Origin of the sequence: Idiomarina piscisalsi, from assembly GCF_003987095.1 — a bacterium.
GTDB lineage: Bacteria > Pseudomonadota > Gammaproteobacteria > Enterobacterales > Alteromonadaceae > Idiomarina > Idiomarina piscisalsi.
In genome coordinates, this window is sequence record NZ_PIQA01000004.1 from 109,025 (window position 1) to 132,146 (window position 23,122).

Sequence of the window (23,122 nt, forward strand, 5' to 3'; positions counted from 1 at the left end):
GAACGAAATCATGACAAACAAATTAGGAAAAACAATGAAACTTAATACGAGAACTGGCGCCGTTTTATCGGTACTGATGCTGACATCCGCCTGCGCTTCTGTTGCTGGGCAGACACCGATACGTCATCAGGCCGTGGCTGGGGATAGCACCGTGGTGGCGACGAATACCGGTGTTTATTTTGGCGGGCAACAACTGGTAGAAGGAGACTTCTTCCACTTAAAAGCGCTGAAATTAAAGTCCGGAGCGACTGTGTTTACAGCCGTTGAGGGGAACGATCAGCAATTGCACCTTTGGCAGGCTAAAGACGGCAAAGCAGAGCCGTTATGGCAGGGAGAAATTACTACTCGTGTGGTTGAAGACTTGTGTTTTTACGAGAGTCGTGAAAATCGGCAACTGTCGGTATTTTTGCTCGGTGGCCGTGGCGGTGCTGAGCAGCGCCTACTGCAACAGGACGGTCAATGGCTGCCACAGCCGCTGACCATTCGCGCCATGAATGTCCCTTTTGACAGCACGGCCTGCGCCGTATCGCAAGAACAGGGTAAACTCTATGTGGCTGAAGCCGATCAGGCCATCTGGGCATACAATGCCGAACCCGAGGTCGACGAAGGACGTGACTTAATCGCGGCCAAAGCGCCGTTCGGTGACATTCAAGCCGAATTGAAAGCACTGGAATTGATGTCCGATGGCAGTCTGCTGGCATTGGAAGAAGAAGCACCGCGGCTGTTGCTTTATCGTGCCGACGATAATGGCTATCAATTTGAGCGCGCGATGAGCTTTGACGGGATTAACGCGCTTACCGATATTTCGCTGACGGCTGATGGTGATGTGCTGCTAACTGAAGAAGACCTGAATGCGATGCAGACTGTGCAGATCGACGTAGTGGCTGCGACAGAGCCGCGGTCGCAACGGCCGGTCGCCCAGGTTGCGGCAACGCTGGAAACGCAGCCATCACCGCGCCGTGGTGATGCCATTGATGATCCAGCAGTATGGGTGCACCCCGATAAGCCCGCGGCGAGCCGGATATTGGGCACCGATAAACGCACCGGCCTGTATGTGTACGATATGCAGGGTAATATTGTGCAGGAATTGGCCGTCGGCCGTTTAAACAACGTTGATGTGCGTGGCAACCTGGCCGCTGCGACATTGCGAGATGACAACAGCATTCAGTTATTTTCCATCAGCGACGACGGCGTGCTGACACCTGCCGCTAACCAAACCACGGACATCGAAGAAATCTATGGGCTGTGCATGGGTTATGACAGTAACACTGAGCAAGCGTCTGTTTACATCAACGGTAAATCCGGTCGCATTCAGCACTACCTGGTTAATGCCGACGGTAGTTTGCAGTTAGTGCGAGAAATGCAGGTGCCGACGCAACCGGAAGGTTGTGTGGTCGATGACGCCAGCCAGCGTTTGTTTATCGGTGAGGAAGATGTGGCGGTCTGGTTGTTCGATGCTAAACCCGACGGCGGCAGCGACGGTGACATCATTATTCGGGTAGCGGAGCATCCGCAACTGGTGGATGACATTGAAGGACTCGCTTTTGCCCGTATTAACGATGAACCCATGTTGTTTGTGTCCAGTCAGGGTAATGACAGTTATATTGTATTCGATGCGCAGGCCCCGTGGGCGCAGCGCGCCCATTATCGCATCCGCACTAACATTGAATTGGGCTTGGACGGCGCTTCGGAAACCGACGGTATCGAGGTAACCACACACTCATTAGGTGAGGGCTTTGAACAGGGTGCGTTCATTGTTCAGGACGGTCGCAACCGGATGCCGGAAGCTGGGCAAAACCTGAAGCTGGTGCCGCTGCAACAGATCATCGATCTGCTCTGAGCAGCAGTTATTGGTTCGGCATAAAAAAACCGGCTTCGAGCCGGTTTTTTGTGGGGTTTCGAACGCGCTATTTTTTAATCGGCTGTGCGTAGATAACGTCCGTGCCGTTCCAGCAGCGATCGTCACGTGCTGGCGCTGGGCTCTGACAGCGACGTTCAGCCGTATCCGGCCTCTGATCCGTCAGGCGCTTGGTGCCGTCAGCGCGCTTATGCAATATAAAAGCATCGTACAGCTCGCCGGTGGCGGTGTAAGAACGGTACGCTACCTGTTGCTCGGAAAACGCCAGCGTCTGGAACAATTGCGTGTCTTCCGCGGTACGGTGCATCACCCGTTGTGCTTCATCGCTGACCAAATACATTTTCGGTCCGGCAACCGAAACCACGTAAACAGGCCCCGAATGGTCGGACAATTGACTGTGGCGTCCGTACGTATGGTCATGTCCCTGCAAGACAAAATCGACATCGAATTGTTCGTAAATAGGCTGCCAGTATTTACGTAAAGGCGGATTATCACGACCTTTCGATACCGATTGAATGGGGTGGTGATGAAACACCACGGTCCAGCGGTTGGGGTTGTCGGCTAATACGTTCTGCAGCCACTCAGCCTGACGCTTAGCGTGTGCTTCATCTTGTAACGCCTCGGTAGAGTCCAGTGCTATGTAACGCACGCCCTGAACGTCGCTGAAATAAACGGTGTCAGACAGCGCTTCTGGACCGTTACCCGCCACTGGATAGTGTGCTGTCCAGTTTGGCAGCAGGTGACGTATCGGATTGTCATCATCACTGCTGAATTCGTGATTTCCGGCTGCCGGTAGCTGGTTAACGGTAGCTGCCATCCAGTCCACGGCTGCGAACCACTCGCCCCATTCGTCATCGTGGATGCCATCACGGGAGTTCACCAAATCACCGGCGTATAACATGACCTTGGCCCGTGGTGCGGTGCGCAGACTTTCTCTTACGGTCCGTGAAAAATGAGAATAAACCGAATTTTGCGCGTCGCCAAAATACAACGCCGTGTAAGGACTAAATGTTGCTGCTGGGGTTCGGAACTGGTACCAATCACTCCAGGTATCGTCGCCGCTGACACGATAAGCGTACAGAGTATCCGGCGTTAATCCGTCAACGGTGACACGATGGTGCTGTGCTTTGCCGTTAGCGCTGGTTAAACTAACGTGTTCAGCGCTGTGCTCCGTTGCCTTCAGATGCAAACCAGGCGAGGGCGTTGCTGTGGTAATTTGTAAAAGCGCAGGCTCTGACATTACCCGAGTACGCCAACTAAAAGTCTGACTGTGGGCGGGGGAGGCAGTCGCAATCAGCGCCACGCGATCTGGAAATGCAGATACTCGGTAACGAATTTCTCCTTCGGGTACTGAGGTATTGGCAGACTGAGTATCAACCGCACTCATGGTTTCGCTGGTCGTTAAGATCAGCGCCATAGTGCAAGCGACCTTGGTTAAGGATGACAGATGCATAAAGGTTCCTTTTGCGGATAAAAGATTTAGCTTATATCGCTCAAGTGACACCGGTGTTGCGGATAATTCGCATGTTGAGCTAAAAGGAGTCAATGCTGAAATACTTGTTCAGTAGCATAGTTAATTTGGCTATTAGATTAATGCAAGTTACAAACTGACAAGGCAACGTTTTGATGTCGGAAAATTTCTACATGAGCTCTTAGGCTTTTTGGCGCGGATAAAAAAATTTGGAAATGCGCAAAGGTCATAGGTTCGACTCCTATAGGGTGCGCCATCTCAGCGAGACTTTCCTTGATAGTAATCACTTACTAAGAATTTAGTATGTGCAAAACTGTGTCCAGAATGTGCCCGAACATTTCCAGACTAACGTTTCATAAACTAAACTCAGCTTGCCACTGTACATTAATAACGTACTACAACATTAAAAGGCGAGAGAGTGTTAAAGCCAAAGGTTTTGTTTCCTCAGCAGTTTATTCACAAACACCCTATTCATCATGGGGAAGAGTTTGGCGTGCTGTGTTGGAATACGCAAAAATTGACCGAGAAGCCAGAGTTTCAACGTACCTTAGCAGGCGTTTTAACAGACTATCCGAGTTTGTTTTTGTTACTTCAGGAGGTGAAGCTGAGTGCAAAAAATAATTGGCTGCTGCCGAACTGGTCTTATGCGGTGGCGCCGAATATGCAAACCCGGCGCTCTGTCTATGGCGTTCTTACGGCAAGCGGTTATGCGTTTAAAGAAGCTCAGGCTCGACTGAGCAGCAAGCGCGAAGGCATGTTCGCCACCCATAAAAGTTACATGCTCTCTCATCATTCGTTGGCAGAGGACGGCTCACTGCTGGTCGTCAATGTCCACGCGATTAACTTTGTTCGTGCGCGCCAGTTTTCCCAAGAAATAGAGCTCATCAAAGAAGAAATACTAGAACATAAAGGACCGCTTATTGTGGCGGGTGATTTTAACGTGTGGAGCCGCCAGCGCCGGCTAAGCTTGCTGCAGTTCTGTCGAAGTGTGGGTCTTCGGCAAGCAATTATGGTCGACCCACATCATGTTAAGGCTTACCGACAGCATCCACTTGATTTCATCTTTTACCGGGATCTCACACTGCAAGAAACACTAGCTATCGATACCAGTAAAGTATCTGATCACAATCCGCTTTATGCGCGATTCAGACTATAGCTACTCAGAACTAGCGTTTTGCCAGAAAAAAAGTGAGCCCCTGCTACAGAGCTCACTTTCCCTCTTTACCTTTCAATAAAACGCTCTACAGAGTTTTCAATAACTCATCAACTGCACGTTTTAACTGAGGATCCACGTTTTTGGCTTTATAAGCCGGCGGGTTGAATACCTCGATATCGGGCTGTGCCGGGGTAAAGTCCATATTGGCGTCGGACTCCTTAACCCACCAGCCTCTAAATGGCATCCTGATAATAGACCCATCAACAAGACGTTCAGCGCCGGTACTGATTACCGCACCAAAGGTGGGGCGACCAACCAATTTGCCGATGCCTAAGGCTTTATAAGCATGAGAGAAGATTTCAGCATTTGAATAGCTGTTTTCGTTACTCATGGCAATAGATGGCTTGGTCCACGCTGACAAAGGTAAGCGCTCAGAGTAGGGGTATTTCTCTCTGAACTTATTCTGGTCTTTGTCTAGGTCGTCAGTAGCACCACGAGGAATGGTATAAGCGTGCTGTTGAACGTTTAATACGGCCATCAGGTAGTCGGTTGTCCAGCCCCCGCCGTTATAACGCACGTCAATGACGATACCGTCTTTGCCGTAACCGGCAGCCATTAGCTCCCGCTCAAAACGCTCAAAGCTGGTCCAGTTCATACCGCGAATATGCAAGTAACCTAAGCGTCCGTCGGAGTACTCTTCGGTCATTGCACGGCGCGTCTCGACCCAGTTGTCGTACTTCTCATCGCTCAAGCTGGTGGTTGGCCACAGCACGACTTCTGTGTCCTCATTGGCACGCTTGATGTTGAGCAACACCCGTTGGTTTGCGTAGCCATTCAGCAACTCATAAAAGTTGGTGTCTTTGACCGATTGTTGATTGACTTGAGTAATGACATCACCGACTTGCAAGCGGCTTTCATCGCGGGCCGCAGGGCTTTTATTAAGAACAGAAGTGACCTCTAAGCCTGCATCGGTTGGTATAACCTCAACACCCACTAAACCGGTTTGGGTTTTTTGGGTCTGTTTTTGGTTTTCACCGCGATATAAGCCCATATGGCTGGCGTTAACCTGGCCCAGCATCAAGTTGAAGATATACTGAAAATCTTCTTTGGTTGACGCTTTTAATGCTAAAGGACGGTACTTTTCTTTTAGCTCCTGCCAGTCATTGTCATGAAACTCAGGATCGTAAAAACCGGCATTAAGTGCTTGCCAGGCCTCGTCAAAGATCTGTTCACGCTCGGCCATATGCTCGATGTTCTGTTGAGACACGGTCGATAAGGTTTCAGGCTTGTCTTTTTTGGTGTCTACTTTGACTAACTGGCCTTTACCGGTTAACGCAAACAAGTGCTTGCCGTCGTTACTCAACGATAAGCTACGCGGTCTTTTATTACCATCAATGACCTGCTTTTTGTCCTCACCGTTCCACTTAATCTTGAACAGATCCTGGTCCATTTTAAAGTTCTGACGACCAGCACCACCAATGGTGTAATAAACATGCTCGCCTTCTTTGTCGAACGCTAAGCCCGATTCATTACCAGCAAAACGCGTGACCTGAACCAGTCGTTCATAGATGCGATCTAAATCAATTTGCATCGGCTCGACTGCTTTCTCATCAGCTTCGGAGTCGTTTTCGTCCTTTTGGGTATCGGCCGTTTCGTCTACAAACTCATCGCGCTTCCACTCTTCTTTAGAGCGTTGCCAGTCGCTTTCTGTTAACCAGGCAAACCAAATGTCGTAATCGCCATTATTGCGCATGGATGTGAAGCCTAGCTTGCTACCATCGGGCGACCAAACCGGGCTGTAATCGCCTTTCGGATGCATACTGACATTAACGGGCTCTTGCGAATTATCAGCAGCATGAATAAAGATTTCGCTGTTAAATGACAGGTCTGATTTAGCGTAGGCTAACCAGTTACTGTCTGCTGACCAGCTTACGCCGCTGGGTGTTGCCCAGCCGTCTAACAAGGTAACCCTATTGGTTAATGACTTGTCTTCCGTAATATCAGCGACAATCAATTTACCGCGCCCTTCACGATAGACAACTTTTTCGCCATCAGGAGAAACCAGAGGCTGGCGTTCTTGCGCATCGGTTCGTGTGACAGGTGTTACTGAATGCTTCAGCGATTTAAACAAGTTCGGCTCTTCAGAGTCAGCCGATGTCACCGCAAATATATCGTTTTGTCCATCGCGGTCGGACACAAACAGCAAGGTGTTGTCATCAAGCCAGGTGACATCTCGGTCTCGCGCGGCTCCTGTTGTTAGTCTGACTGACCGCTTATCTTCTTTGTCGTTGCGTTTTACAAACAAATCACCACGCACGACATAAGAAATTAACTTACCGTCAGGGGATACACTGTATTCATCCAGTGAGTCCGTGGTTGATTTTTTGGTGACGGGGTCAAAACGAAAGTCTGTAGGAATTGACAGGTCGAGCGATGAGCTCTGACCATCAGCGATAAGTTTAACTTTATCAGCAGCCTTATAAACAAGATGGTTTGCTTGTTTATCAATACTAAAGTGTTCAACACCAAACTCGCTTTCATCGGTGACTTGTGTCGCTCGCTTCGAACCTAGCTTCTGCTTGAACACGTTGTATTTACCGGTACGAGCAGAAATAAAGTACAACTCGTTATTACTCGACCATTTAGGCATAAAGTCATTGCCATCAAAGTCGGTTAGCTGTTCGTACTCACTGGTTTCGGTGTCATAAATCCAGATATTGCGATTGGCAGGGCCACGGTAATCCTCACGTGATACTCTGGCGGTACTGCGCACAAAGGCAATCTTTGTGCCGTCTGGAGATACCACGGCATCAAAGCCCAGAGCGTCCATATAACGCGATTCGGTTGCGTCACCTGTCGGAGCTATACCATAGACTTCCCACTCGCGTTCAACTTCAGCGTATAAACGGCGAGTATTAAAGAGTACTTGGTTATCGTTGCTAAACTCTAAAACACGGTCGGGTGCGCTGTGATAAGTTAAGCGATCGGGATGACCGCCCTCGCTTGGCATGACAAACACGTCATCATTACCAAAGCGGTCACTGCTAAATGCGATAGAGCTGCCGTCTTTTGACCACTTCGGCGAGCTTTCATAGCCCTCATGAATGGTTAAACGGTTTGGATTGGTGCCCGATGTCGACATTGTCCAAATGTCGCCCTGGTAACTGAAGGCGATTCGCGTCCCATCAGGACTAATCTCGGGTTGCATAATCAAAGGTCGTTCTGAGGTGGTTTCAGACGCGGACGCCCCCAGCGCCGCAGATACAAGCAGGCTTGTAAGCAGTCGTTTCATAGTGGTGTTGCCTATTTTAGTTTTATCGCGGAATGATACATCTGACTATCATTCCGCGAAGTGCGAGGGGGTGCACGTCTTACTCGGTAGGTCGCGCATTTTGCGCGACTAGAAGATGTAAATGAAACCTATACCGACCTCTGCCTCGTAATTGCTACGAGCAATTGGACTATCCCGAACGTCACTACTGTAATATTCAAATAAAGCCTCACCGTAGAGTTGCCAATTATCATTGATGTTGGCGTAAATAGTCTTCATAGGTGCCCGAGAAGTTACGCATGCCCTGGTCGGTTAATTCGATAATCCGTGACGCCAGTGATGATACAAACTCGCGATCGTGACTAACGAACAGCAAGGTTCCATCATATTGTTCTAACCAAGTTAAGGGCTTCGATGGACTCCATATCCAGATGGTTTGTCGGCTCATCCATAATGAGGATATTAGGGCGTTGCATGATCAACTTACCGAATATCATGCGGCCTTTTTCGCCACCGGAAAGAATGGTTACCGGCTTATTGATATCGTCTTGTGAAAACAGCATGCGGCCTAGCACACCGCGAATAGCTTGGTCATCATGGTGAGGCTGTTTCCACTGACTCATCCACTCATACACCGTTAAGTCACTTTTAAACCAGTCAGCATGATCCTGCGCATAGTAACCAATATTGACGTTTTCTGACCATTTAATCAGGCCACTATCAGCCGCATATTCTCCCATCAGGCATTTTAACAGAGTGGTTTTACCAATACCGTTAGCACCTAAAATAGCGACTTTTTCGCCGACCTCGATAATACCGCTTAAACCTTTCAGCACATGATTGTCGTCAAAGGACTTATTCAATCCCTCCATCTCCAACGCTAAGCGATACAGTTTTTTCTCTTGCTCGAAACGGATGTACGGGCTAACGCGGCTCGATGTTTTCACTTCGGCCAATTCTATTTTTTCTTTCTTTTTAGCGTTATCATTTAACAGTTGCTCGCGCGCTTGTGTCGCGGCAAACATATACTGATCATAGTTACCCGGATACACGCGCAGTTCGCCATAATCAATGTCCGCCATATTGGTGCAAACGCTGTTTAAAAAGTGGCGGTCGTGGGAAATAATGACCATAGTGGCATCGCGTTCATTAAGCGTATCTTCCAGCCAACGAATGGTATTGATATCGAGGTTGTTGGTAGGTTCATCCAGCAGCATGATATCGGGTTCGGCAAACAGTACTTGGGCCAGCAATACACGCAGTTTTAAGCCGGGAGCGATTTCGCTCATGGGACCAAAATGCGACTCCAGCGGGATACCCACGCCGAGCAGTAGATCGCCGGCCCGTGCTTCGGCGGTATAACCGTCAAGCTCGGCAAACTCTGTCTCTAAGTCGGGACCCGCATCCCATCTGCTTCGCTCATCTCGGCTAAACCATAAATTCGGTCGCGTTCCGCTTTGATCTCCCACAGTTGCTCGTGACCCATAATAACGGTATCAATCACGCTATACTGCTCGTAGGCAAACTGATCTTGGCGTAGTTTGCCAACCCGCATATCGGGATCCACCGAAACATTACCCACAGACGGCTCGAGCTCGCCACTCAGAATTTTCATAAACGTGGACTTGCCACAGCCGTTGGCGCCAATCAGACCGTAGCGATTGCCGTTAGCAAATTTTACAGAGATATTTTCAAACAGAGGTTTTGCACCAAATTGCATGGTGACATTAGAAGCAGCAATCACAATTTACACCCGAACAAAAAATAGGCGCGTAATCTACGTGTTTTAGCCGCAAATTACAAAAAGGATTGTGCGTTAGTCAGATAAATAATACTCAACCGTGGTCACTACCCGAACCTTCTTTAAATGTGGGTTATGTTGATCACGGGCTTGTATGCTAAATAAGCCTTGGCGCGCAAATTTTATTTTGCCCAACTCACTATTGCTGTCCTGGGCAAATTTTTCAGCCACTTCACGTGCATTTTTAGTCGCTTCCTCGATCATCTCTGGCTTAACATCGTTAAGTCGAGTAAATAGATATTGAGGTTGCGCTTGATAGTCGTCGCTGGATAAAACAATCCCTTGTTTACCGAGTTCAGACAACGCACTCATCATGTTGCGTACTTCCGTGACCCGACTTGAATAGACCGTGATGGTTTGTGTTGCAGTATAACGAAACTCTGCCGCTTGAGCCGAGCCGTATCGTTGTGCCGATTTGTCGGTTATCGAAGGGGCACCCATGGAAATCTCATGAGTTTGAATGCCTTTAGTCGTTAGAAAATCCACTACTTGTTGCTTACCAGTTTCTATGGATTGATAGATGTCCTCGAGACTGTTGCTGGCCGAAACAAACTGAATAGGCCAAATTACGGTATCTGCCACAAACTCACGCTCGGATAATCCTTTTACAGTCACACTGCGTTCCATGGCACGAAAATCGGTCAACCCTTTAACGAAAAAGCTACCCAATATGACACAGCTAATAATAACAGTGGCTGCAACAATCAAGCTTTGCGATGTTTTAAACATAATGATTCCCGTCGTGTGCAGATAGTAAGGGTATGGACCAGTATAGATAAGTAGAGTTCAAATAATAAGCCCCCTACATAGACTTTAGTCGTAGCTTAACCTCAACTTAGTGTTTAAGGTGTACAATAAACGTTCTACCTGCATCCCTGTCCCGCAAAGAATGCAGTCTTGTGAGTTAACAATACAGGTAATGTTATGTCTAAGCAGTCTCGAATTCTAAATCCCGAGTTACAAAAGCGAGTGACTTCCGCAGAAGCTGCGGCTGAACTTATTCCAGCCGGATCCACCGTAGGAATGAGTGGTTTTACCGGCGCTGGTTATCCGAAAGCCGTACCGGGTGCGCTGGCTGATCGTATTCGTCGCCATAATGCTTTGGGTGGCACACAGTTTCGTATTAATGTATTAACAGGTGCTTCAACGGCTCCCGAACTGGATGGTAAGTTAGCTGAAGTTGATGGTATCGAAATGCGATTGCCATTTCAGAGTGACCCTATTTGCCGGGAACGAATTAATAACGGCACCATGAGCTACGCAGATTACCATTTGTCTGAGGTTTCCCAATACGCCTGGTCTGGTTTTTTTGGAAAAATGGATATTGCCATTATCGAAGTGGTGGGGATTCGTGAGGATGGTTCGCTGATTCCTTCTTCGTCACTGGGTAATAACAAAACCTGGATTGAACAGGCGGACAAAATCATTCTGGAAGTCAACCATAAGCAGCAAGCTTTGCTCGAAGGCATGCATGATGTTTATTACGGCGTTGCGTTACCGCCCCATCGAAAACCCATTATGCTGACGGAACCTAACCAGCGTATTGGCGAGCAATACTTGCGTTGCCCGATCGAAAAGGTGGTTGCAGTTGTGGAAACTAATGCGCCGGACCGCAATACGCCGTTTAAACAGCCTGATGACAACTCACGTAAAATTGCTGAGCATATTTTAGCTTTTTTTGAACGGGAAATCGCTATTGGTCGATTACCGAAAGAATTATTGCCCCTTCAATCAGGGGTTGGCAATATCCCGAATGCGGTACTCGAAGCACTGGACAGTGGCCCCTATAAAAACTTAACGGCCTATACCGAAGTCATACAGGATGGCATGCTGAAAATGTTAAAGTCGGGCACCCTGGAGATGGCTTCGGCGACAGCATTTTCTTTAAGCCCTGAGGGGTTGGCCGAATTCGATGAGAATATTGAGTTTTACCGCGATAAAATACTCCTGCGTTCACAAGATATAAGTAATCACCCTGAAGTTGCTCGGCGACTCGGTATCATTGCGACCAATGGCATGATTGAGGCGGATATCTATGGCAACATCAACTCAACCCACATTATGGGGACTCGTATGATGAATGGCATTGGGGGGTCAGGTGATTTTGCACGAAACGGCTACTTATCTATTTTTATGTCGCCATCGACAGCAAAAAATGGACAAATTTCATCCATAGTACCGATGGTTTCACATGTCGATCATACCGAGCATGATGTCAAAGTCATTGTAACTGAACAAGGTCTAGCGGATTTGCGAGGGTTATCACCACGTCAGCGGGCACGGGCAATTATTGAAAACTGCGCCCACCCGGACTTTAAAGACCAGTTATCAGACTATTTTGAACGTTCTTGTGCGACGGGGCGAGGAATGCATACTCCACATATCCTCGGCGAAGCGTTGAGCTGGCATGAGCGTTTTGAAGAAACAGGGACAATGAAGTAAATCATTGATTGTTAAAAAAGCCTGCGTTTAAAGCAGGCTTTTTTTAATCACATGTCAGACACCGCTGGTCGACAATTACAACTCTTGTTTGGTTGGGCGAATGATCATTTCATTCACGTCAACCTCGCCAGGCTGCTCAATAGCAAAAGTAATCGCTCTGGCTATCGAGTCTGAATCAATGGCGTCGTTGTATAAATCGTCTGCCATTTCTTTCGAGTCTTTATGGCTAATATGGTCGGTTAATTCTGTAGCGACCGCTCCCGGTGAAATATTGGTTGAGCGAATCTCGCCGTTGGACTCCTGACGAATCCCTTCGCTGATCGCTTTAACCGCATATTTGGTCGCACAGTAAACTGTCGCACCTGGGAATACCACGTGACCGGCCACTGACGACAAATTGATAATGTGTCCGGCATGCTGCTCGCGCATCGTCGGCAGTACAGCACCAACACCATACATAACACCCTTGATGTTGACGTCAATCATCTGATCCCATTCATCGACTTTTAACTCATCAAGCGGAGCCAGCGGCATAAGGCCAGCGTTGTTAACTAACACGTCAATGCGTCCAAACTCGTTTCGGGCAGCATCTGCCAAGGCCTCGACTTCGCTACGTTTAGTAACATCAACAGTCTGATAAATGGCTTCACCTCCACTGTTTTTAATGTCATCAACCAGCTGTTTTAATCGCTCTTCACGGCGTGCGCCCAGAACCAGCTTAGCTCCCTTTTCGGCCAACATTTTTGCGGTGGCTTCACCTAAGCCACTGCTCGCTCCGGTAATTACTACTACTTTTCCAGCTACTTCAGACATAACATTCTCCGTTGCTTAAATGTGTATTGAAGTAATACGGTCTTTGCAGCTTTTGGATTAACTTTCCTGTTGCTTTAGGTAGCCGAAATTAGTGTTTTAAGTTGATATCTAAGCACGGGCGAGGTACTTTTGCCGACTCCTTCAATCAATAATAAGCGTTTATGCAACGGCTCACTAACTGGTTAAAAACGCTCAGTGCTATTCCTTTGGCGCTGGGCGTTATATTTCTCGTTCTTTTACCCTCAATTTTACTGTCGATGCTGGTAGTTGGCGTGTTCGATTTGTTGTTTCTGGAGCTTGCCTGGATGTCCTGGAAAGCCTTTTGGTGGGTATTGGGAACTTGGTTTGTGCTAGCGCTCATAATGTTAGCTAATAGCTCGGATAAAATTCTATTTGGTTTGTGGCGCTAATAACTAGCGCCGTTGGAATAAAACAACCCGGTTGCTGATTATTTCAATGTCTAGCTCAAATTGCTTTGCTATCCAATGCATGGTTTTGGGCGAGTAGAAACTGACATGTGTAGGGTCGTTTTTATATTGCCATGACTTAAAGAATGCGGGCGATTCTCTGGTAAACATGGATGTCATAATACCTAGCCACCCACCACGTTTGACTAAGCTAACCAGTTGGGGCCAGGCCTCACTGGGGTTATAGAAATGTTCGACAACTTCCGTACTGGTGACAAAGTCGTATTGACGAGTCACCTTATTCTTGTCTGGGGCATAGTAAATGTCGTATACCGACATACTCATACCATGTTCTTCCATCATTAGGTTAAGAACGGGACCGGGTCCACAGCCAAAATCCAAACCTTCCATACCAACCGAAAGTTTATCCAGAAGTGGCGTCGCAAGCTGGTTTAGAAATTGACGGTAGCGATTGTCTTTAGGGTCGTTCTCATGAAAGTCATAAATCGTTTTTTCGTCGCTATCGTTCAGGTAACTGTCGGGGGAGGCAAAGACTAAGTCACACTCAGTACAGCGAGAGTAAGAGCGTTTTTTGTCTTCACAAAAGAAGACTGAAGGTGAGTGGCATAAGGTGCAGTTCATGCGCTTATGGTATGTGAGTGCGAAGTTTTGTCAAAAGTTGATTCGATCTTTTCCTTTCTTTGAGCTGTATCTATAAAACCTATTAAAGCAAACGGTATGTTGCCTTGGAGTCGTTGGAAAACCGTTGCTATAACTAATACAACAATAACGAACAGTTCACTCGAAAGAAGGAAGACGTAATGAGTAGCTCAAACGGTGGCGGTAAATGCCCAATCATGCATGGCAGCATGACGTCTGAAAAGAAAACGAACACCCATTGGTGGCCTAATTCACTGAAGCTGGAAATTCTGCGCCAGCACGATACTAAGTCGAACCCGATGGATGAAGACTTTAATTACGCAGAAGAATTCAAAAAAATTAATTTAGAAGAATTAAAGCAAGACTTAAAAGATTTTATGACCGACAGCCAGGACTGGTGGCCGGCCGACTGGGGCCATTATGGCGGTTTAATGATTCGTATGGCCTGGCACTCGGCGGGATCGTACCGCTTGGCCGATGGTCGCGGTGGCGGCGGTACGGGTAATCAGCGCTTTGCTCCGCTGAATAGCTGGCCAGACAACGTAAGCTTAGACAAAGCCCGCCGTCTGTTATGGCCAATTAAGAAAAAGTACGGCAACAAACTGTCCTGGGCAGATTTGTTCATTCTGGCCGGCAATATGGCTTATGAGTCTATGGGTCTTAAAACCTTTGGTTTTGCTGGTGGCCGCGAGGACATTTGGCACCCTGAGGAAGACACATACTGGGGTAGCGAGAAAGAGTGGTTAGCAGAAACGAAGAACCGTTACAGCTCAGATGAAGAGCGAGAGTCGCTGGAAAACCCGCTGGCCGCAGTGCAAATGGGCTTAATTTATGTGAACCCGGAAGGCGTTGACGGCAACCCTGACCCGCTTCGTACCGCAAAAGACGTACGCGAAACCTTTAAGCGCATGGCGATGAATGACGAAGAAACCTGTGCGTTAACCGCGGGCGGCCATACTGTGGGTAAATGTCACGGTAATGGCAAAGAAGAAAACTTAGGCCCAGAGCCTGAAGCGGCAGATGTGGAAGAGCAGGGCATGGGCTGGCGCAACAGCGGCGGTAAAGGCGTGGGTTGCGACACTATGGGCAGTGGTATTGAAGGTGCGTGGACGACGAACCCAACTCAGTGGGATAACGGCTATTTCTACTTACTGTTTAACTACGAGTGGGAATTGAAGAAAAGCCCGGCTGGCGCGTGGCAGTGGGAGCCTATCGACATTAAAGAGGAAGACAAGCCTGTCGATGTGGAAGATCCGTCCATTCGTCATAACCCGATTATGACTGACGCTGACATGGCCATGAAGGTTGACCCGGAATACCGCAAAATTGCGGAGAAGTTCTACAAAGATCCGGAATACTTTGCTGATGTGTTCGCTCGCGCGTGGTTTAAGCTGACGCACCGCGACTTAGGTCCAAAAGACCGTTATTTAGGTCCTGATGTGCCGGAAGAAGACCTGATTTGGCAGGACCCAATTCCAAAAGTGGACTACACCCTGAGTGAAGCGGAAATTGCCGACTTAAAAGACACGCTGTTAAATAGTGGCTTAACCTCTTATGAGCTTATTTCTACAGCATGGGACAGTGCTCGCACTTTCCGGGGCTCAGACTTCCGTGGTGGCGCAAACGGTGCCCGTATTCGCTTAGCACCGCAGAAAGACTGGCACGGTAACGAGCCGGAAAAACTGCAAAAAGTGCTGGCGAAACTGGAAGAGGTGCAGTCATCTCTGGACAAAAAAGTCAGCATTGCAGATTTAATTGTTCTGGGGGGTACCGCAGCAGTTGAAAAAGCCGCGAAAGAGGCGGGCTACAACATTACTGTGCCGTTTGCTCCGGGTCGTGGTGACGCAACAGACGAGCAGACTGACGCCGAAAGCTTCGATGCGTTAGAGCCGTTGCATGATGGTTATCGCAATTACTTGAAGAAAGATTACAACGTGCCTGCAGAAGAGTTAATGCTCGACAGAACTCAATTAATGGGCTTAACAGCGCCGGAAATGACGGTTCTTGTCGGTGGTATGCGTGCTCTGGGTGCGAACTACGGCGAGTCTAAGCACGGTGTATTTACCGACCGTGTTGGCGTATTAACGAATGACTTTTTCGTTAACCTGACGGACATGAACAATGTCTGGAAAAAGGCAGGCGACCACTACGAAGTTCGCGACCGCAAAACGGACGAGCTTAAGTGGACTGCAAACCGCATTGACTTAGTCTTTGGTTCAAACTCTATTCTGCGTTCTTATTCAGAGCTTTACGCTCAGGACGACAACCAGGAGAAGTTTGTGAAAGACTTCGTTAAAGCCTGGACTAAAGTCATGAATGCCGACCGCTTTGATTTAGCTTAAGGAGGAAGCATGTCGAAAGTTCTATTGATTACCGGTGCCTCAAGCGGCATCGGCGAAGCTACGGCGCGTAAAGCGGCACAGGAAGGCCTGAAGCTGATATTAACCGCTCGCCGAAAAGACAAGTTGGATGCGCTGGTTGAAGAGTTTGGCTCTGACAACGCTGTTGGTATTGCCGCTGATGCGGGTAACTATGATGAACTTGAGCAGGCTGTTAAACAAGGCGTCGATAAGTTTGGTCAACTAGATGCGGTGTTCGCCAATGCAGGAACCGGTGTTTCAACGCCGGGAACGGAAGAGGGTGACCCGGACGAGTGGAAGCAGATGATTGATGTGAACATTAATGGGCTTCTTTATACCGCAAAACTGACCTTACCGTACCTGCGTAAAACCACCGGCCATTTCTTAATGACAGGATCAGCTGCCGGACGTATTACGCTAAAAGGTTCGGTGTATGGCGCCACTAAATGGTTTGTGCATGGCTTTGCACAAAATCTGGCAGAAGAAATGAAAGAATGGAATGGCCGTTGCACGACGATAGCACCAGGTATGGTCAATACGCCGTTCTTTGACGAGCCTAAGCCGGACAAGCTGGACCCGGATGACGTTGCAGACGCTGTGTTGTACGCAATAAACGCAAACCCGCGTAACTGTGTGCGTGAAGTGTTCTTAATGCCGGCATATTAACGGGCAAATCTTAACGCCTTGTTTTGACATACTTTCTCCGCCCCCTCATAATCTCAGGCAGATACGAAGGGGCGGAGAATCACTCATGACAACCGAAAGTAAGGATACGCAAAAGCCCCAAACGTCAGGGAAACGACTGCTTTTGTTTGCGTTGCTGTTCATTGGACTTACAGCCGCTGGTTTCTACGCCATTTATAATAACTTTTCTAACCGTGAGCTTACCTTCGACTTCCGGCTGTTTGCCCCTGAAGTTATCAGCCTGACCATTCTACTGCTAATTGTTTACTTCGCTGCCGACGGATTGCGACTTTATTACACCTTAAGAGCGCTGGGCTACCGAATACCCAAAAGCGCAATGACCAAGCTGGTGTTCATTAATATATTTTTCTCGAATATTACTCCTATGGCTACCGGTGGCGGCTTCGCGCAGGTTTGGTTTTTGCACAGGCACGGGGTGCCTATTGGCAGGGCGACCGCCGCAACCACCATACGAACGGTGCTGGCCATTTTCTTTATTTTTTCGCTAACGCCGGTGTTTTTGCTGACTTTAACCCCCTTGCAAAACGAAGCCTTTATCAGCGACATAGGTGGCGCACTGGCTGTTTTCATTGTGTTGTACTTGGCTTTTTTCGCTATTGTTTTGCTAAGAGCACATTGGCTCATTGGACCGTTAAGCAAGTTATTTCACGGCTTGCACAAGTTGCGTTTGATAAGCGAGTCACGGCATCAGCGCTGGCAATACAAAGCTCGTCGGGAAATGCTTCGTTTTAGTCGAAGCTTTGCGGAGTATTGCCGTGGTTCAAAGTCAGCTATTGCGTTGTCGGTATTTTTCACCGCCGTGTTTCTCATTAGTTTATTCAGTTTTCCTGCGCTCTTAATGTGGGGGCTGGGCTACGATATAAATTACTTAGTGAGCCTTGGCTTACTGGTGGTGACTACTTTCATTATGTATTTCGCCCCGACCCCTGGGGCATCAGGCATATCAGAAGGTGTGTTCGGCAGCTTCTTTAATGAAATTTTGGCGAATAATCATTTATTATTAGTTACGTTTAGCTGGCGCTTTTTGACGATTTATCTGGGAATGATCGTCGGTTTAATGGTATTGCAAAGGTATCTCGTTAAATCTGCTCATAAACAGGATGTATCATGACAAAAACCAAGCTTTTAAAAATCCTGTTTTATTTAAATATCGCCATTATTGTTGGTCTTATTGGCTATAAGGTTTATTTAAACTTGGTTACCTCAGAGTTTAAAGCGGAACACACCGATCAACTGGCTGCCATTAGTGCTCGTCTGGAAGGTCAGGACAGTTATAGCTTTGCCGTTGTCGGCAACATTAATAACTCGGTAGGAATATTCGAGCGCCGCATTATTCCTATGCTTAACAAAGATAATGTCGACTTTGTTATTTCAGCGGGTAATGCCGTGAGCGGTGGGGGGGAAGATAAATATCGAGCGTTACGAGGCACCTTATCGCACCTGGAAAAAACCTATTTACTGACGTTTGGCGCCAATGAATATGAGGAATTTGGCAGCTTCCGTTTTTATGACCATTACGGCCCGCATTTTTTCAGTTTTACAGCCGGGAACAGTCGCTTAATATTCCTCGACAGCACCGGTAAAACCCCGTGGCAGTGGCAGCTGCGTTGGTTGACCGACATTTTAAAAGCCGATAACTCCAAGCATCGGTTTGTGTTTATTGGACATCCTCCTATGGAGCCCGCAGAAGAGTTTATTCTTGCGGAAGAGGATGACTATTTACAGCCCATCGAATTTCGTCACGCACTACAGCAGACACTCAGCAACCATGGTGTCGACAGGGTGTTTTCGTCAAACATATCCATTTATTCCGAGCGAGAACATAACGGCATCCCCTATATCACGACCGGTGGTGCTGGCGGGTTGGTATTGAATCAGGACGAGAGTTTTTATCACTACGTCAAAGTGACCGTGAACGCCGATGGTTCGGTCGACCACTCAGTTCAAGAACTGGAGATTGGCCAGCATCCGATACTAAAACAACTAGAGAGCTTTTGGTTTTTCATCCACTCGTTGTTTTACGTGGGCTATTTAAACTTCATTTTATTAGTGGCGGTGTTTCTGGTTATCAGCACCAAGCTCTATAACGCGGTTTTTATAGGAAAGGATTACTATCCGGACTACGACATTGATGCCGACCCATGGTTAAACCGCCACCTGAAAGTAGCCATGTTCACCAACAACTACCTGCCGTTTATTGGTGGTGTACCTATTTCCATAGAACGTTTGCGCTGTGGGCTGGAGAAGCTTAAAGACACCGTGCTCATTGTGGCACCGCGCTACAAGAAAACACGAAAAAAAGAAAAGAATGTAATACGCATGCCGTCCATTTTCTCGTTTGGTGAAAAAAGTGAATTTCGCTTCGCCAATATCTTTTCGTCTGCGGTTCGTAAGAAGGTAAAAGCTTTTAAGCCGGATATTATTCATGTGCACCACCCGTTTTGGATAGGTTCACTGGGTGTTTACATGGCTCGTCGGCTGAAAGTACCAGCTGTTTATACCTACCACACGCGGCTTGAGCATTACGCGCACTTTGTGTTTTTACCGGGGTCTCTGTTTCGTAATATTATTGCGCACTTTCTAGTGCGTCGATTTGCGAACAAGTGTGATGCTGTCATTGTGCCAACCGACTCAACCGAAGAGTATCTGCGCATGATAGGGGTGACAGCGCCAACTTATGTGCAGCCGACAGGCATTGAATACGACCGCTTTCAGCACGTGGAACCAGCGCAAGTTGAGAAGCTTAAAAAGCGGCTGAAAATAAAAGATGAAACCGTTTTTGTGAGCGTGTCGCGACTCTCTAACGAGAAAAACATCGACTTTATGATAGACGCGCTGGCAGAGCTCAAGAAGAACACCGACAAGGCGTTCCGGCTATTAATTGTGGGTGATGGACACCAGAAGCAGCGATTACAAGCGAAAATAGACGAGCTCGGTTTAACGGAAACCATTCAGCTGGTGGGCTCGGTAGCGCCTGAAAATATGGCCAACTGGTATCAGCTAGGAGACGCCTTTTTGTTCGCGTCTCAGTCGGAAACGCAGGGCATGGTTATTTTGGAAGCTATGGCTACGGGCTTACCGGTTGTTGCGGTTCGTTCTAGTGGTATTGATGATGTTGTGGAAGACGGATTTAACGGTTATAAAACGCCCGCTAAGCAAGCGGTTTGGTTGGAAAGAGTAGAGCGTATTCTTAACGATGAGAGCTTGCGTAAGGAGCTTTCCGACAACGCTGAAAGTTTTGCCAAAGCTTATTCAGTAGAGCGTTTCAGCCAGGATGTTCGCCATATTTATGCCGAAACCCTGGCTCGTTATCATGAAGCAAAGAATTAAAGAATATGATTCCCGAAAACTAACAGCTCACAGACTATTACCGCTGACGTTAGTATTAAGCGAATGCGGTAATAACCCATGTAAGAGGTCATGGCTGAGCTTCTCGCCAGCTTCTGCTCGAAGAAAAGCAAGGTCGCAAATCCGGCCATTTGAAGACCTAGTGACCAAGCAGATGAGTCCAGTAATAGGGTTAGCCAGGCAAGTATGGCAAAAGCATTGCTTAGAACCAGTAGCGCATTAGTGGGTTCGCTCTCTGCTCTGTGCAGCGCTCGGCCCCACAGCACACCACCGAGAAACGTCAGAATAATCGCACCGTAGGTAATGAGCAACTTAAGAGGCTGAATGCCAAACAAAGACTCAACCTGCATAAGCTCAGCCAGCGAGCTAACGATAAAAGGAATGAGCCCGAGAAACCCGAGAGTGTATATCAGTTTGTTTTTGGCTGTGTTCATAGTGAGCTCGTCTTTTTTAGTGTTTTATTTAAGTGTAGAGCAAAGAAAAATAACGACCACTCTATAACAGAATGACTTTAGGTCGTTGAAATTTATCCTTATTAGAGTCTACGTAGGTGCAGACTAAAAAGTTGCTTATCGTTGTGTAATGCAGGTTATCGGTAGGCTCGAACGGTTGCGCTAAGACTTCTAATAACGGCTGCCCCGACGCCTTTGCGTAGGCCTCCGCAAGCGTCCAACGGTAAAAGAAGGCTTCTTTTGTTGTCACCCCATGCAAAAAAGCGTTTGAGTAGTGCTCTCTTATTCGTAAATAATCTTTATCAGACTCTAGATTCTCAACATCAACCCCTATGGGGTACTCGGCGGAGTATGCGGCAACGACAAAATTGTTTTTATGGCTAATAGAGCAATAAACATTAGTGCCTGAAATGGACAGCTGAGGGGCGCCATTGTCGCCCTTTTGAAGAGAAATATCAGTTACGGTCACGCCGGTTTCTTGTGCAACTAACTGTTTTAACAGTCTTCCTGCTTCTAAGGACGTTTTTTTGCGGCTTAACCCATAAGGGAGTAGCCTATATCCGATAACCATAGACGATGTTATATTTTTGAAAATCGACGCTAAATTCTGTACTATTCCGCATCTTTTTTGAGTACCTGAACAAATACATTATGAGAGCTTCTCAAGCGAAAACTTTTGTCGCTGATAGTACCTTAGTTACCAGTGAATGTCGTGACCGTTTAAAGCGTGTCCCGGCGTCAATGCGACGTCGTTTGAGCTCCTATTCCAAATTAATTGTAACAGCCATAATAGAGCTTGCAGAAAGGGATGAAGGTATACATAACATTCCTGTCGTTTTGGCCACACGTCATGGCGACTTGCACCGTACCGAAAAGCTGTTAAGAACATTGGTTCAGGGTGAGGTGTTATCGCCGACTCAATTCGCGCTTTCTGTGAATAATGCTGCTTTGGGTCAGTATAGTATGGCTGTCGATAATCAGCAGGCAATGACAACGGTATCTGGCGGGGAAAAAACGTATCCGCTGGGTTGGCTGGAAGCAATTGCACAAGTATCGAATGAATTTGAAAGGGTGTTGTTGGTCGTGGCTGACGAAACACCGCCTGAAGTGTATAAAAAACAGCATAACTCGCCTATTCATGCGTTCGCTCAGGCGGTTTTACTCGATAGAGAAAACGGTCGCGAAGTGATTTTGGATCAGTCTCGTGAGTCTGCTGAATATTACGACGCTTACGATGTTGCTGAAAAGCTTCAACATTGTCTGGAACAAGGCAAGCAACGCTTAGTAGTAAACTATGGCGCAAACAGCTGGAGTTGGCATGTTAGTTAGGCTCTGGAAGTTTATTAACAGAACTTGGCGTCGTTTAGCGACGGGGTTGTGCTTTGCCATTTTTGGTATTGGCGGAGTCATTTTATCACTTACGGCGCTGCCGGCACTGAAGCTCATTTCAGCAGGCAACGAGGAATTGCGTCAGGCGCGGGCAAGACGTTTGGTGCAACTAACTTTTCGCTGGTTTATTGGTGTCATGAAGTGGACGGGGGTGTTCAACTTCGACTTCAAAGCGGTAGAGCAACTTAAACAGGTGAAAGGGCAGGTTATCATTGCGAATCACCCTTGCCTTATTGACGTAGTGGCACTTATTTCCTTTGTGCCCAACCCAGATTGTGTCGTTAAGTCACATTTATGGAAAAACCCTTTTATGAAGGGGGTGATAAAGTCGACCGGTTACTTAAGTAATGAAGACCCGGATGAGCTGGTGAAGGACTGTCAGGAGTCGCTCGAGCAAGGCTGTAACCTGATTATATTCCCTGAAGGCACACGCACAACGCCCGGTGAGATGATTCGGTTTCAGCGGGGGGCAGCGCATTTAGCGTTGCGCACAAAAGCGAAGGTGACAGCACTTTGGGTTAACTGCTCTCCAGTCACACTGATTAAAAATGAAATGTGGTATCAGGCACCTAAAGAAAAGCCAACACTTTCCGTTCATTATTTAAAAGAAATTGATACCCAAGCGTATCGCGATGAAGAAAAACTGAGTATTGCTGCACGCCACTTAACGCGTGACTTGCAGAATTTTTATGAAAAGGTGTTAGAAGATGACAGACAGTCTGAAAACAGAGATCAAGCAGTTGATTATCGAGTCGCTGGATCTTGAAGATGTAGAAGTATCCGATATTAACGACTCAGCAGCGCTATTTGGCGACGATGACGACGGCTTAAACCTGGACTCTATTGACGCATTAGAGTTGGGGTTAGCCATTAAGAAAAAGTTTGATGTAAAGCTGGATGCGAATTCGGCGGAGACAAAAAAGCACTTTTATAGCGTGGATACCTTAGCTGACTTTGTTACGGCAAATCGCGGTTAATGAACGAGGGAA

General features: G+C 47.5%; 19 protein-coding genes and 1 pseudogene. 11 read left to right on the forward strand and 9 right to left on the reverse strand.

Annotation, left to right across the window (positions count from 1 at the left end; genetic code table 11):
• The first annotated feature begins 34 nt into the window (after positions 1–34).
• Positions 35–1,840 carry a phytase gene (locus CWI73_RS07045; RefSeq protein WP_126752132.1) on the forward strand — a complete coding sequence of 602 codons (1,806 nt, stop codon included), beginning with the start codon at positions 35–37 and terminating at the stop codon, positions 1,838–1,840.
• A 67-nt stretch (positions 1,841–1,907) separates the two neighbouring features.
• Here CWI73_RS07045 and CWI73_RS07050 read toward each other — a convergent pair whose 3' ends face one another.
• A complete protein-coding gene (locus CWI73_RS07050; RefSeq protein ID WP_126752133.1) occupies positions 1,908–3,311 on the reverse strand; it encodes a purple acid phosphatase family protein in 1,404 nt (467 codons plus the stop codon).
• 436 nt (positions 3,312–3,747) lie between these two features.
• On the opposite strand from CWI73_RS07050, the gene CWI73_RS07055 reads away from it, so the two are divergent.
• Positions 3,748–4,485, forward strand: a complete 738-nt coding sequence (locus CWI73_RS07055; RefSeq protein ID WP_126752134.1) for an endonuclease/exonuclease/phosphatase family protein — start codon at positions 3,748–3,750, stop codon at positions 4,483–4,485.
• 85 nt (positions 4,486–4,570) lie between these two features.
• Here CWI73_RS07055 and CWI73_RS07060 read toward each other — a convergent pair whose 3' ends face one another.
• The 4 genes and pseudogenes from CWI73_RS07060 to CWI73_RS07075 form a co-directional block, all read right to left on the reverse strand.
• Positions 4,571–7,777, reverse strand: a complete 3,207-nt coding sequence (locus CWI73_RS07060) for a S41 family peptidase (protein WP_126752135.1) — start codon at positions 7,775–7,777, stop codon at positions 4,571–4,573.
• A 108-nt stretch (positions 7,778–7,885) separates the two neighbouring features.
• Positions 7,886–8,035, reverse strand: coding sequence for a MipA/OmpV family protein (locus CWI73_RS07065; protein ID WP_241968862.1), 150 nt, complete (start codon positions 8,033–8,035; stop codon positions 7,886–7,888).
• Positions 8,007–9,500, reverse strand: a pseudogene (locus CWI73_RS07070) (ATP-binding cassette domain-containing protein). Before CWI73_RS07070 ends, CWI73_RS07065 begins: the two are co-directional and overlap by 29 nt.
• Positions 9,501–9,572: 72 nt before the next feature.
• Positions 9,573–10,286 (reverse strand): SIMPL domain-containing protein, encoded by a 714-nt coding sequence (locus CWI73_RS07075; RefSeq protein WP_126752136.1) that lies wholly within the window; start codon positions 10,284–10,286, stop codon positions 9,573–9,575.
• A 195-nt stretch (positions 10,287–10,481) separates the two neighbouring features.
• Between CWI73_RS07075 and CWI73_RS07080 the strand changes: the two genes are divergently transcribed.
• Complete coding sequence (locus CWI73_RS07080) at positions 10,482–11,999, forward strand: acetyl-CoA hydrolase/transferase family protein (protein ID WP_126752137.1); 1,518 nt, start codon at positions 10,482–10,484, stop codon at positions 11,997–11,999.
• Between the two features lie 75 nt (positions 12,000–12,074).
• On the opposite strand, the gene CWI73_RS07085 is transcribed toward CWI73_RS07080, so the two are convergent.
• Entirely contained in the window at positions 12,075–12,812 is a 738-nt protein-coding gene (locus CWI73_RS07085; protein WP_126752138.1) for an SDR family oxidoreductase, read from the reverse strand.
• 161 nt (positions 12,813–12,973) lie between these two features.
• Between CWI73_RS07085 and CWI73_RS07090 the strand changes: the two genes are divergently transcribed.
• Complete coding sequence (locus CWI73_RS07090) at positions 12,974–13,222, forward strand: hypothetical protein (protein ID WP_126752139.1); 249 nt, start codon at positions 12,974–12,976, stop codon at positions 13,220–13,222.
• 3 nt (positions 13,223–13,225) lie between these two features.
• Here CWI73_RS07090 and CWI73_RS07095 read toward each other — a convergent pair whose 3' ends face one another.
• On the reverse strand, positions 13,226–13,861 hold the full coding sequence (locus CWI73_RS07095; RefSeq protein ID WP_126752140.1) for a class I SAM-dependent methyltransferase: 636 nt from the start codon (positions 13,859–13,861) through the stop codon (positions 13,226–13,228).
• Between the two features lie 179 nt (positions 13,862–14,040).
• Here CWI73_RS07095 and katG point away from each other — a divergent pair, with 179 nt between their 5' ends.
• The 4 genes from katG to CWI73_RS07115 all read left to right on the forward strand — a co-directional run bounded on the left by katG (position 14,041) and on the right by CWI73_RS07115 (position 20,274).
• On the forward strand, positions 14,041–16,221 hold the full coding sequence (gene katG, locus CWI73_RS07100) for a catalase/peroxidase HPI (RefSeq protein WP_126752141.1): 2,181 nt from the start codon (positions 14,041–14,043) through the stop codon (positions 16,219–16,221).
• Between the two features lie 9 nt (positions 16,222–16,230).
• Complete coding sequence (locus CWI73_RS07105) at positions 16,231–16,905, forward strand: SDR family oxidoreductase (RefSeq protein ID WP_126752142.1); 675 nt, start codon at positions 16,231–16,233, stop codon at positions 16,903–16,905.
• A gap of 85 nt (positions 16,906–16,990) precedes the next feature.
• Positions 16,991–18,055: a lysylphosphatidylglycerol synthase transmembrane domain-containing protein gene (locus CWI73_RS07110; protein ID WP_126752143.1), complete on the forward strand. Its 1,065-nt coding sequence runs from the start codon at positions 16,991–16,993 to the stop codon at positions 18,053–18,055.
• Positions 18,052–20,274: a glycosyltransferase gene (locus tag CWI73_RS07115; protein ID WP_126752144.1), complete on the forward strand. Its 2,223-nt coding sequence runs from the start codon at positions 18,052–18,054 to the stop codon at positions 20,272–20,274. Before CWI73_RS07110 ends, CWI73_RS07115 begins: the two co-directional genes overlap by 4 nt.
• Here CWI73_RS07115 and CWI73_RS07120 read toward each other — a convergent pair.
• Positions 20,271–20,726 (reverse strand): DUF3429 domain-containing protein, encoded by a 456-nt coding sequence (locus tag CWI73_RS07120; protein WP_126752145.1) that lies wholly within the window; start codon positions 20,724–20,726, stop codon positions 20,271–20,273. The genes CWI73_RS07115 and CWI73_RS07120 overlap by 4 nt on opposite strands.
• 61 nt (positions 20,727–20,787) lie before the next feature.
• Complete coding sequence (locus CWI73_RS07125; protein WP_126752146.1) at positions 20,788–21,213, reverse strand: 4'-phosphopantetheinyl transferase family protein; 426 nt, start codon at positions 21,211–21,213, stop codon at positions 20,788–20,790.
• Positions 21,214–21,395: 182 nt separating this feature from the next.
• Between CWI73_RS07125 and CWI73_RS07130 the strand changes: the two genes are divergently transcribed.
• Genes CWI73_RS07130 through CWI73_RS07140 form a run of 3 tightly spaced genes read left to right on the forward strand, consistent with a single transcriptional unit; the run spans position 21,396 to position 23,110 of the window.
• On the forward strand, positions 21,396–22,073 hold the full coding sequence (locus CWI73_RS07130; RefSeq protein WP_126752147.1) for a beta-ketoacyl synthase chain length factor: 678 nt from the start codon (positions 21,396–21,398) through the stop codon (positions 22,071–22,073).
• On the forward strand, positions 22,063–22,899 hold the full coding sequence (locus CWI73_RS07135) for a lysophospholipid acyltransferase family protein (protein ID WP_126752148.1): 837 nt from the start codon (positions 22,063–22,065) through the stop codon (positions 22,897–22,899). Before CWI73_RS07130 ends, CWI73_RS07135 begins: the two co-directional genes overlap by 11 nt.
• Positions 22,841–23,110 carry a phosphopantetheine-binding protein gene (locus tag CWI73_RS07140; protein ID WP_126752149.1) on the forward strand — a complete coding sequence of 90 codons (270 nt, stop codon included), beginning with the start codon at positions 22,841–22,843 and terminating at the stop codon, positions 23,108–23,110. Before CWI73_RS07135 ends, CWI73_RS07140 begins: the two co-directional genes overlap by 59 nt.
• The last annotated feature ends 12 nt before the right edge of the window (positions 23,111–23,122 follow it).

What these genes read in the sequence shown, in the direction of transcription:
- CWI73_RS07060 (WP_126752135.1), bottom strand. Translation starts at nt 7,777, where the DNA reads ATGAAACGACTGCTTACAAGCCTGCTTGTATCTGCGGCGCTGGGGGCG.
- CWI73_RS07050 (WP_126752133.1), bottom strand. Translation starts at nt 3,311, where the DNA reads ATGCATCTGTCATCCTTAACCAAGGTCGCTTGCACTATGGCGCTGATC.
- CWI73_RS07095 (WP_126752140.1), bottom strand. Translation starts at nt 13,861, where the DNA reads ATGAACTGCACCTTATGCCACTCACCTTCAGTCTTCTTTTGTGAAGAC.
- CWI73_RS07120 (WP_126752145.1), bottom strand. Translation starts at nt 20,726, where the DNA reads ATGAACACAGCCAAAAACAAACTGATATACACTCTCGGGTTTCTCGGG.
- CWI73_RS07080 (WP_126752137.1), top strand. Translation starts at nt 10,482, where the DNA reads ATGTCTAAGCAGTCTCGAATTCTAAATCCCGAGTTACAAAAGCGAGTG.
- CWI73_RS07140 (WP_126752149.1), top strand. Translation starts at nt 22,841, where the DNA reads ATGACAGACAGTCTGAAAACAGAGATCAAGCAGTTGATTATCGAGTCG.
- CWI73_RS07065 (WP_241968862.1), bottom strand. Translation starts at nt 8,035, where the DNA reads ATGAAGACTATTTACGCCAACATCAATGATAATTGGCAACTCTACGGT.
- CWI73_RS07090 (WP_126752139.1), top strand. Translation starts at nt 12,974, where the DNA reads ATGCAACGGCTCACTAACTGGTTAAAAACGCTCAGTGCTATTCCTTTG.
- CWI73_RS07085 (WP_126752138.1), bottom strand. Translation starts at nt 12,812, where the DNA reads ATGTCTGAAGTAGCTGGAAAAGTAGTAGTAATTACCGGAGCGAGCAGT.
- CWI73_RS07075 (WP_126752136.1), bottom strand. Translation starts at nt 10,286, where the DNA reads ATGTTTAAAACATCGCAAAGCTTGATTGTTGCAGCCACTGTTATTATT.
- CWI73_RS07130 (WP_126752147.1), top strand. Translation starts at nt 21,396, where the DNA reads ATGAGAGCTTCTCAAGCGAAAACTTTTGTCGCTGATAGTACCTTAGTT.
- katG (WP_126752141.1), top strand. Translation starts at nt 14,041, where the DNA reads ATGAGTAGCTCAAACGGTGGCGGTAAATGCCCAATCATGCATGGCAGC.
- CWI73_RS07045 (WP_126752132.1), top strand. Translation starts at nt 35, where the DNA reads ATGAAACTTAATACGAGAACTGGCGCCGTTTTATCGGTACTGATGCTG.
- CWI73_RS07115 (WP_126752144.1), top strand. Translation starts at nt 18,052, where the DNA reads ATGACAAAAACCAAGCTTTTAAAAATCCTGTTTTATTTAAATATCGCC.
- CWI73_RS07105 (WP_126752142.1), top strand. Translation starts at nt 16,231, where the DNA reads ATGTCGAAAGTTCTATTGATTACCGGTGCCTCAAGCGGCATCGGCGAA.
- CWI73_RS07110 (WP_126752143.1), top strand. Translation starts at nt 16,991, where the DNA reads ATGACAACCGAAAGTAAGGATACGCAAAAGCCCCAAACGTCAGGGAAA.
- CWI73_RS07135 (WP_126752148.1), top strand. Translation starts at nt 22,063, where the DNA reads ATGTTAGTTAGGCTCTGGAAGTTTATTAACAGAACTTGGCGTCGTTTA.